Origin of the sequence: Fictibacillus barbaricus, from assembly GCF_014635025.1 — a bacterium.
GTDB classification, from domain to species: domain Bacteria; phylum Bacillota; class Bacilli; order Bacillales; family Fictibacillaceae; genus Fictibacillus; species Fictibacillus barbaricus.
This window is the reverse complement of sequence record NZ_BMCE01000001.1, coordinates 977,197-992,691: the sequence shown is the minus strand read 5'-3', so window position 1 is coordinate 992,691 and position 15,495 is coordinate 977,197. Positions and strand designations below refer to the sequence as shown.

Below are 15,495 nucleotides of genomic sequence, written 5' to 3'. Positions count from 1 at the left end.
ACAATCTCATTTTGCCCACTTCAAAAAAAAACACACCTGAAGCGTTTTAGACTTCAGATGCTGACTCTTTTTCTTTTATCATGTAGCAGCAGTAATCTCCGCCTTTTGCCATACATGTCTTTCTCTCAACATCATCGGTATGAAGCATTCGCTTAAATAGGGAAAGTTCACATGAACAGGCTTGCTGATACTCATTAGCCACCATAGCGATCGGGCAGTTGTACTCTGTCAGTACATACGTGCCGGGTTCTTCCCCCTTTTTCCAATCAACCATGTATCCTGCCTCATTTTGAATGTTAGCAAGTTCATTTATTTTTTGCTCAAAATCAGTCAAGGCATTCATTCTATCTTTATATTTATCCTGCAGACGATTCTCACGTCTTTTAAATAATTCATCAACTGTATGTGTTCCGCTTACCTCTTCAATATCTTTTAAAAATTCAACAGTAAGTCCTGAATAGTTGCGAGGAAATTGTTCGTCCCCGCTTGCTGTCAGATGATAAAAATGGATTGGTCTTCCCATCGCCTGGCGCACGAGAGTCGTCTCGATCACATGGTCTCGCTCTAAAGTATTAAGATGGCGTCTAACAGCCATTTCGGTTATACCGAGGGATTTCGCCATTTTTGTCACGGTCATCCGTTTATTTCTTTTTAAAAGATAGATGATTTCATCACGGGTTGAGGTGTGATTCTTCATGTTCATCACCATCCTTTTTTACCATTTTACCGCAGATCAAAGAATTCGTACATTTTTAAATATAAATGTATAAAAACTTTCTTATTCAGGTAAAAAGGCTGAAACTGGCCCTAGTTCTTCTTCTAAGTAGCGTTTGATATGAACAGGAAAAGCAGAAAGTTCACTTTGATGTTTCGTTATAGTTTCAAATGTGGCTTTCACATCTGCTGACGTATATTCCTGAACAAGGAACTTCCGAAGATTTATTACTTGTTTTAATGCCACAGCTTCGTTGTTAGGAACTACTTTTTCGTCAATTAATATATCGAGGATATCTTCAAAACTCCCCGGATCACGCATGATAAAGCCATCGATGATCATATTGCCAACGTCCATCATCGATTCAATAAGCATATGGGCAATTCTTTCTACTGCTAATATTTCCACCTTATTCACTGGAGATGGCATTTCTTTCAACGCTTTCAATAGATCGTTCATATACGCTAGATGCTCATTGATTTTCTTTCTATCCACGAAATACATAGTCATCACCTTTTGTAAGTTTCTCAAGTAAAGTGTAACATAAAAGAGGAGAATTCATTTATCAACAGAAATGAAAATTTAGTATTGGATTTCAGGAGGACTAAGAATGAGTGAAGAAACATTTTTCTTATATGATGATAAGGAAACGACTGAAACGCGTTTTGTCAGCTTCATGGGAAGAAACACACGTTTTGATCTAGCTATTGTCAAAACAACAAGACATTATGGAAAGTCTCTCGTTCTCAATATGCTCGGCAGCCATTATGCCATCATTGGGCAGGATGACCTTGAGGAAGAAGGTTATCTAGAACATGCTTTTAATTTAACAGAAGAAGATGCGATGGAGCTCCGTGAATTTTTAGCAGATGTTGTTTAAGTAGTAATCAAAATGTACCAAGAAAGAATCATCCTTTATGGGACACACTTTAGGGTAAGGATACCTATATCCTAAACTGGCCTGTGAGAGGATGGTTTTTTTGTTCGAAAAAGAAAAAAGGCAATACACTGATTTCTCGAATGTGGAGACCGGTCGCAATTACGTACTACCTGAAGATCTGCCTGAAGGTCCTTATGGTTCTCCCATAAAAAGGGCTTTAGGTAAATCAACACCTTGGAGAGAAGAACAGCGATACTATAGTGCCTTTAACTATGAAAACAAAAACCTTCATGAAGGGCTGGAGAGACAGGATCCAGGGTCTCACCCAACACATGATGACCCAGAATATCAAACGGAACAGCCCTACGATGATTCTCGAGGCTCATAAGAAAAACCCCTGGATATACTCAGGGGTTTACTTTTTTTAATACAAAATACGGACATCCGAAATTGCAATATTCATAAATGTATTCCGGCAATGTGCTGATCTTTGTATCAAACGTAGCCTTTTCATGGTTATCTTCAAAAAAGCCACGCAAACGAAGCTGTTCGTATCCGAGATCACCAACAATATAATCGTATTTATGTAAAATCTCACTGTAGCGCGCTTTAAATTGTTCCTCATTAAAGGCTTCACGTACATCTTCAATCACTTCATAGGAATAATTACCAACTGTAATCAAAAATGCTTCACCTCATTTCCTGATACTTATTTTACCATGTTTGTGCCTTTTACAGCCAACAATTTCTTCGTAAAGTAATTGAGTTTAAGGCCATTCTATAGAGTAAGGAGGTGAAACACCTGTGAAAAAATTAGGAATCCTTTTAATGATCAGCATCATGCTCTCCGGCTGTGGTGGTGATGATCAAAAAAAGATGGGTCAGGAATATAAATTTTCAAAAACCAACGTAAAAGATGAGAATCGGATTGGCGACAACACGAACTATGGGGATTTTGGATATATGCGTCATATGTCCGGGGATAAAGTAAAATCAGGAAACGGAGTTCCATACTTAAATCGTCAAAAGCTGGCAGACATGATTTCGGATATGGTTCTTCAATTGCCAAACATAAAGGATGTCGGCACCTTAGTAACAGATGAAGAAGTATTAATCGGGTATAAAACAACAAACAAAGACCGAAACGCTGCTGCTGATCAAGTTAAAATGACCGCTTTTGCTGTTGTACCGCGATACTATCATGTTTATGTATCAGATGAAAAAGGCATGATCGATAAGATTGAGCAGTATCAATCATTAAATAATGATACAGAGGAAATCGAAGGAATCATGGACCGATTGATTCAAGAAATGAAAAAAGCTCCTCAAGGAAAGAAATGGAACTATGGGGAAAATGAAAACGGTGAGATGAATGGCGAAACAAATCCTATGCGGAGTAAGATGGAAGGAAAATAAAAACCAGAAGCAGTTCGTTGCTTCTGGTTCTTTTTTGTTTTTGATTAAATATTTTGTGCAGCTGCATTCACTTGTTCATCCGCATGATAAGAAGAACGCACAAGCGGACCTGATTCACAATGTTTGAAGCCCTTGCTGAATGCAATATCACGCAGTTCCTTAAACTCATCAGGTGTATAGTATTTTTGAACTTTTAAATGCTTCTTAGTAGGCTGCAAATATTGTCCGATGGTCATGATATCAACGTTGTTTGCACGAAGATCGTCCATTGTTTCAATAATTTCTTCCCATGTTTCACCTAATCCGATCATAAGACTGGACTTCGTTGGGATATTTGCATTCATCTCTTTAGCACGTCTTAAGAATTCCATTGTGCGATCGTACGTTGCACGTGCACGAACTCTTGGAGAAAGTCTTCTAACCGTCTCGATATTATGGTTCATAATATCTGGTTTTGCATCCATCAATGTTTTCAGTGCATCAAAATCACCTAACATGTCTGATGGAAGTACTTCGATCGAACAAAACGGGTTACGCGCACGAACAGCACGAACGGTTTCGGCAAAAACATGTGCACCACCGTCTTTCAGGTCGTCACGAGCAACCGCTGTAATAACAACATGCTTTAATCCCATTTGTTCAACAGATTCAGCTACACGTTCTGGCTCTTGCAGATCAAGTTCTGTCGGCAAGCCCGTTTTTACCGCACAGAAACGGCATGCACGTGTACAGATGTCACCTAAAATCATGAATGTAGCAGTTTTACGAACTGCCCAGCATTCATGAATGTTAGGACACTTTGCTTCTTCACAAACAGTATGTAACTTCTTTTCACGCATCATTTTTTTAAGCTCTTTATAATTTTCATTCGTGTTTAACTTTATTTTCAACCACTCGGGTTTACGTACGTATTCTTCTTTTTTTGCCATCATCATCACCCCAAATTTTCTTGGTCTTACGTATAATGAACGTTTACTTTTGGTTTTAATTAAACATTATTCCCATGAATACTCTACCATACGACAGGCAAAAACTCCAAATAAGAGTTTTTTCCAACATTTTTCCTTCATGATTTCCCGCAACTTCAACAAACTAATGGTAAATGAAAGAAAGGAGTGGATTGGGACGTATGAGGAAATTTACTGTCCTGTTCCTCACTCTGGCAGCCCTTCTAATAACCTTTCTTCCCGAAAGCAAGAGTGAGGCGGCCGAGCGATTTACAAAGGAAGATGTAGATAGGCTGAGCCTTTATAAAAAAATGGAGTCTGTCACGCTTATTCCGTGGCACTATTTTGCCGGTGTGGATCAATATGAAAGAAGTGTAAGAAAAGCACGCAAGGATCTGCCCGCTAGAAAAGGATTGGTCGGTATATATTTTTCGCCTATCCAATGGTCTGGCCCCATTAACCCAATGATGGACGATACAAACCCTGAAAGGATATCGATGTTTGGCGGAATCGGAAAAGATGGAAATAATGATGGCATTGCTGACCGAAACAATGATGAAGATATCTTATTTACTTTTGCTGATATCATTCAAAAACATGGTCATGATATCGAAAATTTCAGGATTGGATTATGGAGCTATTATCAAAGAGACAAGGCCGTTGACATGATTATGGAAAACGCAAAGATCTATGAGACATATGGTACGGTTTCTTTAGATAAACACAGCTTTATTGTGCCATTAAGATCAAACTACAGCTATCGAAGTACATGGGGAGACCGCCGTGGTTTTGGCGGACTTCGTATTCATGAAGGAACTGATATTTTTGCTGATTATGGCGTACCGGTAAAGGCTGTCTCTTATGGCATTGTAGAAGTAAAAGGCTGGAACCGTTTTGGCGGATGGAGAATAGGGGTTCGTGACATAAATAATGTGTACCATTACTACGCTCATTTAGGCAGTTTTAATAAAAGCATTGAAAAAGGCTCGATTGTAGAACCAGGTACGGTTCTTGGTTATGTTGGAAGTACAGGCTATGGACCTCCCGGAACTTCAGGGAAGTTCCCGCCACACCTGCATTTTGGCATGTACCGTGATAACGGGTATACCGAATGGGCATTTGATCCGTATCCATATTTAAAAGCGTGGGAAAGACAAGAGCGAATCAGCAGCAGGAAAAGATGAACAAAAAGAAGCTGAAGGGCTTCTTTTTCCTCTTTTAGCAGCAGCAAGTTTAATAAATGCTCGTAAATCTCGGGAAGCGCTCATAAATCTCGGATTGCGCTCGTAAATCTCGAATTGCGCTCGTAATTCTCAGATTGCGCTCGTAATTCTCAGATTGCGCTCGTAAATCTCAGATTGCGCTCGTAAATCTCAGATTGCGCTCGTAAATCTCGGATTGCGCTCGTAAATCTCGGATTGCGCTCGTAAATCTCGGATTGCGCTCATAAATTTCGAGCGAAGCTCTCATTGATGAGCTTTAAACATAAAAAAGCTGGTTCTTCCACATAAAGAACCAGCTTTTTCTTTATTTTCTTTTTGAAACGCGAACCACGTTAGAAGGCCGGCACATAGAATCACCATTCCAATTACCATCACAAATTTTCTTCTCCCCTGTCCATCGCATTTGCCATTATGAACATCAGAAAAAGTGCCCGGTTTACTACCAGACACTTTGCTGCTTAAGCTTTTATTCATTTTTTCCGTGATTCTATTTTTTTCTATTCTGCCGCTTCTTCAGCGGGTTCTTCATTATCGCTTTCCTCAATTATTTCAGTATCCTTTTCCTTTTTATCTTCCTCTTTTTCTTTAATATCGGGATCAATTGGCAAAGCAGGCTGTATCGGATCACCAGATTGATTGTAGTAAATCGGGACTTCCCCAGGTATGAACTGGGCCATTATTTGGATAGGTCTTGTTACTGTAGCCGTTTCCGTTGCAAAAGGAATAACCACTTTAGCCTTAACCGTCACGATAATATTAATCGAAATCCAGGTGTTATTAATACCGACCGTTTCTATTTTTTCTTCGATATCAGTATTTACATCTCCAACAATGGTAAATTTAATAGGTATTCTAGGACCTAAGTTGGCGAGTAGCGAGTTTTCTGTTGCTTGCCCCAGTGGAATTTCCATGATTACTCCTGGTTCATTAGAATGGTTCTTTTTAAAATTAAGGTCTTCTGATGCTGCAATGCTCTCTGGAATCCGCCCTTCTTCAATTTCTTTCAAAAACTCTTGGACCACTATAGCAGATTTATTTTGAACATTGTTTACAATCTTTTGATTCACTCCTGCATAGACAATATTTCCATCTTTATCTTCTTTAGAAATTAGAATATCTTGCATATCAATCGAATCAAATAGTTTATTAATAATTGCTTCATTGATAGCTAATGAAGCGATTTCTTCCGTTTTCCTTTGTGCTACATGCATCAAAGTAGGTTCAATCCCCCGATCAACAAGCCATAAACCTTGAAGAGTTATAAATACAAAAAGAGAAAATGAGATTAAAATGACATATCGGAACGGAAGCGGACCTTTTCGAAGTTTCATTTTTCGACGTTTAAGCAAAAGGTAACCCCCCTTATATCTACATATGTATGCAGACAAGAGGGGGGCTCATTCAAACTTTATCGTTTAATTTTTTCATATTCAACGTAATCATGTGAATATTTGTTTTTTTCGTCAACGATTCCTGATTTACGTGATACTTCACGCCACTCGTCTCGATCGATTTCCGGAAAGTAAGTATCGGCTTCAAAGCTGTGATGGATCTCAGTAACATACAGGTAATCTGCAACAGGCATAAACAGTTTAAAGATCTCCGTTCCGCCGATCACGCATATTTCTTCAGCTTCTTTCTGCATTACTTCATCTACAGAATGTACAACTGTTGTTCCCTCAGCTTTGTAGTTGTCATCTCTTGTAACCACAATATTTTCTCGTCCAGGAAGCGGCTTACCGATTGATTCGTACGTTTTACGGCCCATAACGATTGGTTTTCCCATCGTTACATTCTTAAAATGCTTAAGATCGTTCGGTAAATACCATGGCAGGTCATTGTCTTTCCCGATCGCACGATTTTTATCCATTGCTACGACAAATGAAATCATACACTTACCACACCTTTAATGTGAGGATGCGCCTCATAGTCAACGAGTTCAAAATCATCATAAGTGAAGTCAAATATACTTGTTACATTAGGGTTTAACTTCATTTTTGGCAACGGCTTAGGTTCACGAGTAAGCTGCAGTTCTACTTGTTCAAGATGATTTGTGTAAATATGGGCATCCCCAACAGTATGAACAAACTCACCAGGCTTAAGACCCGTTACTTGAGCTACCATCATTGTTAATAGCGCATAAGATGCAATATTAAACGGCACTCCTAAAAAGCTATCTGCAGATCGCTGATAGAGCTGACATGATAGTTTTCCATCCGCTACATAGAATTGAAACAGCAAGTGGCATGGAGGAAGAGCCATATTCGGTATATCAGAAGGATTCCAAGCAGAGACAATCAGCCTTCTTGAATCAGGATTATTCTTGATATCTGAGATCACATTTGTAATCTGATCAATGGTCTCACCATTCGGAGCTGTCCAAGAACGCCACTGATGACCGTAGACAGGACCTAGATTTCCATCCTCATCCGCCCACTCATCCCAGATTCGCACCTTGTTTTCTTTTAGATATGCGATATTTGTGTCACCTTTTAAGAACCAAAGCAATTCATGGATGATCGATTTTAAATGAAGTTTTTTTGTCGTAACTAGTGGAAAACCTTCCTCTAAATCAAACCTCATCTGACGGCCAAATACAGAAACCGTTCCCGTGCCTGTCCGATCTTCTTTTTTCGTACCGTTATGTAAAATATCTTGAAGAAAGTCCAAGTATTGTTTCATCCCTCATCGCCTCCTCTATTTTCTTTTTATCGTATCATATCCGGATCCATTTTTGTTCATCAAAAGGCCGTAAAAATAGCGTTAACACCTAACACTTTTTACATAATTACACATAAAAATAATAGGGAAGAAAGGAGTGGAAGCATGTTAGAGATGAACCCAATCTTAATTGAAGGACATCCATTTACCGCTGTCACCCTTCGTTTGCCAAAAACAAATTTTATGGCTGTATTTAACGAGAACGGATATATTATGTGCGGAGCTTTAGACGTAGCACTATTAAACGAAAAGTTAGCAGACCGTAAAATTATTGCAGGGCGTGCTGTTGGTGTAAGAACCATTGAACAGTTGCTGGATGCACCTTTAGAATCTATTACACTTGAAGCAAAAGAAAAAGGTATTGAAGTTGGTATGCAAGGGAGAAAAGCACTGTTAAAGATGCTTTAATTTTTGCAGGTCTCAAAAAAGATATTAAATATAACGGCATATAAAGAAAAACCTCACCTAAAAATCACCAATTACCTGCTTGAATTTTAATACCCCCTGCATAAAATGCAGGGGGATTTCATGTTATTAAGCTTTAAAGCGGTCTCTCGTGACCTTTAAAGATATTAAATTAATACATAACACAAGGGTTAAAAATTGAATCCGTTTTGAATTGTTCGTAAATATGTATACAAAAAGCAAGTAAACGCCACTGACGATAAAGGCAAGTTGTAAGTAGTACATCATCTGAATCAATTTTTTAAAATCCAAAGTGATCCCCACTTTCTTTCATCCAGCTCACGTTATTTAATTCACCCTATTAGTATATCAGGCTATTTTGTAAAGTGAATCGTTTACCACTTTTTGAAACTTATTTGTAATATAAGGAAAATAAGGCCCTTAAAATAAATCCAACTGACGTGGTGCCAAGAAGTCATATTGGATATCCAAGAGATCAATCATCTGTTTGGCATTATCTGCTGCATCCCCGCCAGAGTTATTATTAAACAAAATAGTTAGATCTTTTGTTTCGGATGCAAGCTTTTGGAAGCGTTCCTTCCATTCTTTCAGTTCAGCCTCATTATAACGGTAAAGATAACGAACTTCTCTCCAATTGGGCTGACCTTGATTATTCCAGCCATATACGTTTCGGCCATGCATGCGTACTAATGTTTTATCTTGTGTTGTATGCATGACGATTGGGATCGAGCCCATACCCGCTTGCGGTTCATCACAAACCGCATGGATCCAGCCTTCCTCATCTATGAAACGGAGTGTTTTCTCTTTCATATCCTCTTTGAACCAAGTTTGATTACGGAATTCTATTGCAACAGGTATATCGCCCATCATTTCTTTAGAAAATCGGAGCATTTGTACATTTTCCTTTTTACAATCAAACCACGGAGGATATTGAAATAATACCATTTCAAGTTTTCCTGATGAGATGACAGGCTGAATGGATTGTATGAACGCTTCAAACATTTCGTTAACCGATTCAAATGGTATCTTACCTCTCGAATGGCCTGTCATACCTTGATAAGCTTTTACAACAAAAGAAAAGTCCTTCGGAGTGGCCGCGACCCACTTTTCATAGTTCTTAACAGGCTGAACTGCATAAAAGGAAGAATCGACCTCTACTACTGGAAAATGGCCGCTGTAAACAGCAAGCTTGTCTTTCGCAGGAGTGCCATCTGGATATAGAGAGTCGTGATCTCCCCATCCTGTTACACCGATCTTTATCATTCTTTGAAGTCACCTGCCTCTATCTACTTACGATTTATTTAATCCTTTTGACCGGACAAAGTCTTTCATGTACGTACGTTTTGGTGATGCCATAGAAGCTGTTATTTGGGTAACCCAGCCTTCTGTACGTTTTCCGCCAGTTCGCTCTGAATAATATTTTGCTGTTTCGATCTCATATTTTTCTAATAGGTTTGCTGTCTCTTCTTTTGTTTGATAACTATCTCTATGAAAGACGGCTGGCAACGGCAAACGTGGTTTTATGCCTGGCTCAGCGTCAGGATAACCAACCGCTACGCCAAACAGAGGGAGAACATATTCTGGACAGTCTAATAAGTCCGAAACTTCCTTAAGACGATTACGGAGTCCTCCAATATAAACGATGCCTATTCCAAGAGATTCTGCAGCTACCGATAGGTTTTGAGCAGCTAGGGCAGCATCCACCGCCCCTACAATAAATGCCTCGGTCGATTCAATTGTTTCTTTAATATCTGTTTCCTTCATATCAGCAGCAATCATGTGACGATTGTAATCCATACAAAATACAAAGAAATATCCATTGTCAGCTACATATGACTGATTACCAGCTAGTTCAGCCAGTTTTTCTTTCTTTTCCCGATCCTCAACGCCTATAATCGTACAAACTTGTTGATAGCTTGATGTGGATGCAGCTTGAGCACACTGGACAAGCGTAGTGATTGTATCTTCACTTAACGGTTTGTCTTTAAACTTACGGATAGATCTGTGAGCTAAAATGGTTTCAATGACTTCGTTCATGGTACATGCTCCTTTTTGAAAAATTATGGTTGTTTGCATTATATCTTTTTCGAAAGCAAAAAAGCGAACCCAAAGGATTGAGTTCTCCTATGATCTAACATAATTTCCACTTCTCTTTCAACATGAAAAGTGTTATACTTGTCAAGCGATGAGCTTATTGCATAAGTCGAGATTGACGCGCCTTTTAGGCAATGCACTATGTGGAGTGCTGTCTCTCGCCGCAAACGCACAAAAAGACGTCCTATGGGGCGTCTTTTTTCTATGATAAGAATCTCACTTTATAGTTCATACACATTTCTTTAAGGATTTTTAGGGGGATCGTCGTTATTGACGAGGTGACCTCTTTGTTAGAGGAAATACCCTGGAGTTAATTTAATGATGACCCTAAAAATAAATCAATCAACCAAACAACTACTTTTTATGGATATCACATCCATCATCATCACATATAGCTCCATCTTGGTCGTTTAAAACGTTGATTTCATCCTCTGCGATGATTTGTTTCAATGCATTGACAAACACCTCAGTTGGCTGTGCACCTGTAAGGGCGTATTTTTCATTAATAAGGAAGAATGGAACACCGGTTATGCCATATTGTTGTCCTGTTTGCTCATCAGTACGAACGGCGTCGGCCATCTCATCGCTTGCAAGCATTTTTTCTACGGCTTCCCGGTTCAATCCGACTTCTACTGCTAACTTTGTTAATGTTTCATGATCTCCAATATGTTTGGACTCGGTAAAATAAGCACGCAAAATCCGTTCGGTCATCTCTTTCATTAAACCATGTGTTTTAGCAAACATCGTCAACCGATGAGCATCAAAGGTGTTGGTTAAAATTAAAGTATCGAAATGAAAATCTAATCCAGCTTCCTTGGCCATTTGTACCATGTTTTGAGTGTTTGCTTTTGCTGAAGCTATACTCATCCCATATTTTTGGGATAGTTTTTCATACATATTCTCTTTTATATCTCTTTCCATTGTTGGATCCAACTCGAAGCATCGGTATGTTACTTCAATTGAGTGGTCTATCTGCTTAATAGCGTCCTCCAGACGCTTTTTGCCAATATAGCAGAATGGTCAAGCAAAATCTGTCCACATTTCAATATGCATATTTTCTCCCTCCAATTGTTGTTTTCTCCCTTCAGTATAGAAGTTAAGCTAGTATATTACACGTGATTTGATTCCTCTAACCCCCGTACTTCTTTTGGAATATCTCAACTAACCTGACCCTAATTCAAGTTTCTCCTCCTTTAAGAGTTACATCCATGTTCAACAAGAACAATGTTTAGTTGCATCTACTACTCTTGATTTATTTATTAACATTAAAAAAGTGCACTTCTCTTTGTGGAGAAATGCACTCGTTTGTGTTAATTCTAAAGGAAATCCGCCTACAAAAAGGCGGTTAATTAAACTATCGTTCCCAGCAACTGAAAAGGGAGGCCTACTACTTACAGATATACACCCGATTGTTAACAAGGATTATTTATTGTCTAATAATTTCTCAGCTAAAAAGTCCTTAGCCATAAAATAAGCATTTGCTGTGAATAGTTGTGTTTTTATCTGATTCGTTCTGAGCAAATCTCCCAGATTATCATAATCAAATAAGTGCACATTTATGTTTTCGGTCTCATCTAAATCTTGTTCGAATTCTTTAAAAGCATCCATTATGAGATAAGTAATTACTTTGTTGTTTTGTGTAGCAGGGTTAACCATAAACTCTCCTAATTTAATCGGTCTTGTCATTGAAGTAAATCCAGTTTCTTCTCTAACTTCTCTAAGTATACCTTCCTCGCACGACTCATTCTCCTCTATTTTTCCAGCTGGAATTTCAAAAAAAATATCATTCCCTGCGTATCGATATTGTTCCACTAGTACAATCTTATTTTCTTGAGTTACAACGATTGCATTAACCCAATCAGAGTATTCATTTATAAAATAATCATTAATCACTGCTCCGTTTGGAAGTTCACATTTGTCTTTTCTTAAATTGCCAAATGGAGTCTTATAAAAATATTCAGAGCTTATTGTCTTCCATTTTTTCATATGTGGCCTCTCCATAAAAATTAATTTTTTCTCATCCTCCTATTTCTTCCATACTAAAAAGCATTTCTCCTTCTCGAAGAAATGCCCCCATTACTAAATTTGATCAAAGTAAAATAAAAACGGCGAAGATTAAACTTGTCGCCTTTCTTATTGATCAGTCTCAGGAAAACTATGTCGACTACTGTTTAACCTAGCTAACCTGCCTCTATAAAACGTATCCTTCATTTCTTCCATTCGGAACGGTATGATTGGAGATAAATAAGGTACTCCGACAGACCGTAAAGAGATCATATAAATAATCATTATCGTTGTACCGATTACCAAACCAGACAGACCAAAGAAATTTCCAATCACCAAAAATAAGAGGCGTAATATCTTGATTGGAGCTCCCATCCCTTTATTAATGATAAGAAAGGTCGCTATAAATGTTATCCCTATACAAATTAGACTGAATGGGTGAATCAGTTTGGAACTAACAGCCATTTCTCCAATTGTAATCGTAGCAACTAACGAAATTAAAAAAATGGTTCCTTGAGGTATTCTGAATGTAGCATCTATAAGCATATTTAATAAAATAATCAGGATCAGCATTGTCCAAAAAGCTGGAATCAGTTCATCCCCTTTAAACAATGTTTTTGATACTTTTTGAGGTAAATCGTTAGCATAATATTTAGACATAACTACATAAGCAGCTGGTATATATACAGACATGATTAAAGCAATGAATCTTAAAAGTCGAAGAGTGAACCTTCCATGCTTTTGATTATATTCGTCAGGGGCTTCAAATGAGGATATGAACAACCCAGGTAATATAATTCCAAAAGGATTCCCGTCAACAAAAATGACCACTTTGCCACCATATAAAGAAGATATAATGACATCTGGGCGTTCTGATTCCTCGCTTAGATTAAAAAGAGAATACTTTCCATCTATTTCTTCTGTGACTACTCTGGATTCAAGTATGTAGTTTACTGATATTTGATCAATTATTTTACGAACTTCACCTAAAACATCTTGATCAACAATGTTTTTTAAAAAAAGCATGGAAATCTTAGTTTTAGAATATTTTCCCACATCCTTTGATTCAACACATAAATCAGGAGTCTTAACCATTCCAAGGATCAAGCTAACATTGGTATCTATATTTTCAGTCAATCCAACCATTGGACCTCTTGGTGACCGTTCGCTCGTTACCTGTTCTAAATTCCGCTCTTTTAACTTAGCCGTTTTAGCAATAATTCCTCTGTTTTGCCCTTCGATAAGTACAACCGTGTTTCCGTTAATAATGGCATCGATTATTTCTTCATATGTTGAAGTTATTTTTACGTTTGCGGTTTCAATAACTTCGTCAGCAATTTCATCTATAAGAGAACTACTTTTATACAAGGTTGTAGCCGTTGATTTAATAGGCTTTATTATATATTCTTGAATGTTATCAGTGTTGGCTATTCCTTCAAGGAATACTAGATTAATCTCTTTTAAACGTTTTGAATCGACCTTTACCTTTCTCACAGTTAAATTATCCTTATTATAAATACTATCCTTTATTTTCTGGATATTTTTTTCAAGTGATTCTGATATTGTATTGCTCATCATTTTTCCACCTTAAATACATGTTACATTTTAGTATGTTCATTCTTAAGACGAATAAGACCTTCTCCACGTAAAAGCCTGTTGTTGAGATCCACGTTCTTGCCCAGAAAAAAAGAGCACAATTCTTTTTTCAGAATTGCACACTTTTATGGAATAACAAAAGTATTTTATTATCTTCCTTTTAATACTTTATATATTTGTTCTGATTAAAAAAATGACGAGAAATTTCTAAAGCAAGCTCCTTATTACCTGATGCGTCGTAATAATCGAACAATTCTTTTTCTGAACGTTGAATTAAATATACGTAACCGTATTTTTGAAAAAACGGTAAACCTTCAGTCATTAAATAGTCACAATACAGATCTTGTTGCGTATTTATTAAATACATAAGAAGATTGAAGAGAATAATAAACAATTTATTCTGTACTTCCATTGCTATTGTCAATCCTTCATTAATATATGTTAAGAGTTCCTCTCGTGATAATATGCCTGCTTCAAAGGTGCTTCTAATGTAACCTTCCAACGACAGCAAGTATTCATTTGAAGTTCTGTTTTTTAGCTCACATGACTTTTTGTATAGTTCGCTTGCTGCTTCATACTTTTTATGAATAAAGTAAAAAAATGCTAGGTTGTGTAAAAGCTTTGACTTTTTTCTATTCTCGTTGAAAATATCGCACGTCTCAATTAAAATTTCATACTTTTTTACAGTATCATTAAAATCAGGGTGATGCTCGAACTGCAGTTGAACAAGCATCAGCATCTCAGTATCAATGACTTTAAGGAAGTTATTCGTCTTTTTAAACTCGATCAAAGCTTTGTCTGCATAATGATAACTCATGATTTGAGAGTTAATATTATGGTAAGCCACCGCAAGATGATAGTAGTATTCGGGATTGTTATAATCCTCATAAGTAACATCGTTTAATTTCTCAATCGCTTTATAAAAATCATTTTTTGCTAAATAATATATTCCTTTTACATGCTTGAATAAATTACTCTCATATTGTGATAAATGAATGCTGCTCTTTTGTAGGTCCTTTATGATGCCAAAAGCTTTATCACTTTGGTTATGGATAAGGTCGTACCTTGCTAAGAGTAACTTATATAGGTCTGTATAAGTAGAAATTTCGATAAAAGGGTTTATTTCTAATTTTTCTTTAATGCTTTCAATTTCTTGAACTCTTTCTTTAATTATCATTTCATGCCAGCGGTCAAGAAGTTTTTTGATTAAGTTAAGATTTTTTATTTCTAGTTCCATGTTTATACCCAAACGATTAGCTACGATATTCATTGTTTTTGAAGAATATTCTGTAGAACCTCGTTCAATTTTACTTAAATGGGTTACCGAGCAAATGTCTTTTACTAACTCTTTTTGTGTTAATTTCGCTTTTTCTCTATAAAATTTTATTATCTTACCCTCAATCATCTTTAATCCCCCTCCCAAACCTTGTAACTGTAGCTATAATTACAATTTAATTACTCATACGTAGAACT

General features: G+C 37.2%; 20 protein-coding genes. 5 read left to right on the top strand and 15 right to left on the bottom strand.

Annotation, left to right across the window (positions count from 1 at the left end; translation table 11 throughout):
* Positions 1-46: 46 nt before the first annotated feature.
* Positions 47-703 carry a helix-turn-helix transcriptional regulator gene (locus IEV52_RS04765; protein WP_229754189.1) on the bottom strand — a complete coding sequence of 219 codons (657 nt, stop codon included), beginning with the start codon at positions 701-703 and terminating at the stop codon, positions 47-49.
* A gap of 75 nt (positions 704-778) precedes the next feature.
* Entirely contained in the window at positions 779-1,219 is a 441-nt protein-coding gene (locus tag IEV52_RS04760; protein WP_188401352.1) for a DUF86 domain-containing protein, read from the bottom strand.
* Positions 1,220-1,325: 106 nt separating this feature from the next.
* Between IEV52_RS04760 and IEV52_RS04755 the strand changes: the two genes are divergently transcribed.
* On the top strand, positions 1,326-1,595 hold the full coding sequence (locus IEV52_RS04755; protein WP_188401351.1) for a DUF3055 domain-containing protein: 270 nt from the start codon (positions 1,326-1,328) through the stop codon (positions 1,593-1,595).
* Positions 1,596-1,686: 91 nt separating this feature from the next.
* Complete coding sequence (locus IEV52_RS04750) at positions 1,687-1,983, top strand: hypothetical protein (protein ID WP_188401350.1); 297 nt, start codon at positions 1,687-1,689, stop codon at positions 1,981-1,983.
* 19 nt (positions 1,984-2,002) lie between these two features.
* Here IEV52_RS04750 and IEV52_RS04745 read toward each other — a convergent pair whose 3' ends face one another.
* Entirely contained in the window at positions 2,003-2,278 is a 276-nt protein-coding gene (locus IEV52_RS04745) for a YutD family protein (protein ID WP_077359566.1), read from the bottom strand.
* Between the two features lie 121 nt (positions 2,279-2,399).
* Here IEV52_RS04745 and IEV52_RS04740 point away from each other — a divergent pair, with 121 nt between their 5' ends.
* A complete protein-coding gene (locus tag IEV52_RS04740) occupies positions 2,400-3,011 on the top strand; it encodes a YhcN/YlaJ family sporulation lipoprotein (RefSeq protein WP_188401349.1) in 612 nt (203 codons plus the stop codon).
* A 44-nt stretch (positions 3,012-3,055) separates the two neighbouring features.
* Here the strand turns inward: IEV52_RS04740 and lipA are convergent, their stop codons facing one another.
* On the bottom strand, positions 3,056-3,940 hold the full coding sequence (gene lipA / locus IEV52_RS04735; RefSeq protein ID WP_188401348.1) for a lipoyl synthase: 885 nt from the start codon (positions 3,938-3,940) through the stop codon (positions 3,056-3,058).
* A 200-nt stretch (positions 3,941-4,140) separates the two neighbouring features.
* Between lipA and IEV52_RS04730 the strand changes: the two genes are divergently transcribed.
* Positions 4,141-5,142: a M23 family metallopeptidase gene (locus tag IEV52_RS04730; protein ID WP_188401347.1), complete on the top strand. Its 1,002-nt coding sequence runs from the start codon at positions 4,141-4,143 to the stop codon at positions 5,140-5,142.
* Between the two features lie 282 nt (positions 5,143-5,424).
* Here IEV52_RS04730 and IEV52_RS04725 read toward each other — a convergent pair whose 3' ends face one another.
* Genes IEV52_RS04725 through IEV52_RS04710 form a run of 4 tightly spaced genes read right to left on the bottom strand, consistent with a single transcriptional unit; the run spans position 5,425 to position 7,863 of the window.
* Entirely contained in the window at positions 5,425-5,655 is a 231-nt protein-coding gene (locus tag IEV52_RS04725) for a hypothetical protein (RefSeq protein ID WP_188401346.1), read from the bottom strand.
* Positions 5,656-5,678: 23 nt separating this feature from the next.
* The gene (gene yunB, locus IEV52_RS04720) at positions 5,679-6,530 is read right to left on the bottom strand and encodes a sporulation protein YunB (RefSeq protein ID WP_188401345.1); all 852 of its coding nucleotides are present in this window, start codon (positions 6,528-6,530) and stop codon (positions 5,679-5,681) included.
* Between the two features lie 59 nt (positions 6,531-6,589).
* Positions 6,590-7,072 carry a dihydrofolate reductase gene (locus IEV52_RS04715; RefSeq protein ID WP_188401344.1) on the bottom strand — a complete coding sequence of 161 codons (483 nt, stop codon included), beginning with the start codon at positions 7,070-7,072 and terminating at the stop codon, positions 6,590-6,592.
* Entirely contained in the window at positions 7,069-7,863 is a 795-nt protein-coding gene (locus IEV52_RS04710; RefSeq protein WP_188401343.1) for a thymidylate synthase, read from the bottom strand. Before IEV52_RS04710 ends, IEV52_RS04715 begins: the two co-directional genes overlap by 4 nt.
* Positions 7,864-8,007: 144 nt before the next feature.
* Here IEV52_RS04710 and IEV52_RS04705 point away from each other — a divergent pair, with 144 nt between their 5' ends.
* Positions 8,008-8,310: a YunC family protein gene (locus IEV52_RS04705; protein ID WP_188401342.1), complete on the top strand. Its 303-nt coding sequence runs from the start codon at positions 8,008-8,010 to the stop codon at positions 8,308-8,310.
* A gap of 126 nt (positions 8,311-8,436) precedes the next feature.
* Here the strand turns inward: IEV52_RS04705 and IEV52_RS04700 are convergent, their stop codons facing one another.
* The 7 genes from IEV52_RS04700 to IEV52_RS04670 all read right to left on the bottom strand — a co-directional run bounded on the left by IEV52_RS04700 (position 8,437) and on the right by IEV52_RS04670 (position 15,427).
* The gene (locus IEV52_RS04700; RefSeq protein WP_188401341.1) at positions 8,437-8,595 is read right to left on the bottom strand and encodes a hypothetical protein; all 159 of its coding nucleotides are present in this window, start codon (positions 8,593-8,595) and stop codon (positions 8,437-8,439) included.
* 153 nt (positions 8,596-8,748) lie between these two features.
* On the bottom strand, positions 8,749-9,591 hold the full coding sequence (locus tag IEV52_RS04695) for a DUF72 domain-containing protein (protein WP_188401340.1): 843 nt from the start codon (positions 9,589-9,591) through the stop codon (positions 8,749-8,751).
* 27 nt (positions 9,592-9,618) lie between these two features.
* Positions 9,619-10,365, bottom strand: a complete 747-nt coding sequence (gene nfsA, locus IEV52_RS04690; RefSeq protein ID WP_188401339.1) for an oxygen-insensitive NADPH nitroreductase — start codon at positions 10,363-10,365, stop codon at positions 9,619-9,621.
* Positions 10,366-10,776: 411 nt separating this feature from the next.
* The gene (locus IEV52_RS04685; RefSeq protein WP_268234763.1) at positions 10,777-11,430 is read right to left on the bottom strand and encodes a DsbA family oxidoreductase; all 654 of its coding nucleotides are present in this window, start codon (positions 11,428-11,430) and stop codon (positions 10,777-10,779) included.
* A gap of 414 nt (positions 11,431-11,844) precedes the next feature.
* Entirely contained in the window at positions 11,845-12,408 is a 564-nt protein-coding gene (locus IEV52_RS04680; RefSeq protein WP_188401337.1) for an NUDIX hydrolase, read from the bottom strand.
* A 147-nt stretch (positions 12,409-12,555) separates the two neighbouring features.
* A complete protein-coding gene (locus IEV52_RS04675) occupies positions 12,556-14,001 on the bottom strand; it encodes a spore germination protein (protein WP_188401336.1) in 1,446 nt (481 codons plus the stop codon).
* Positions 14,002-14,182: 181 nt separating this feature from the next.
* Complete coding sequence (locus IEV52_RS04670) at positions 14,183-15,427, bottom strand: helix-turn-helix domain-containing protein (RefSeq protein ID WP_188401335.1); 1,245 nt, start codon at positions 15,425-15,427, stop codon at positions 14,183-14,185.
* Positions 15,428-15,495: the final 68 nt, after the last annotated feature.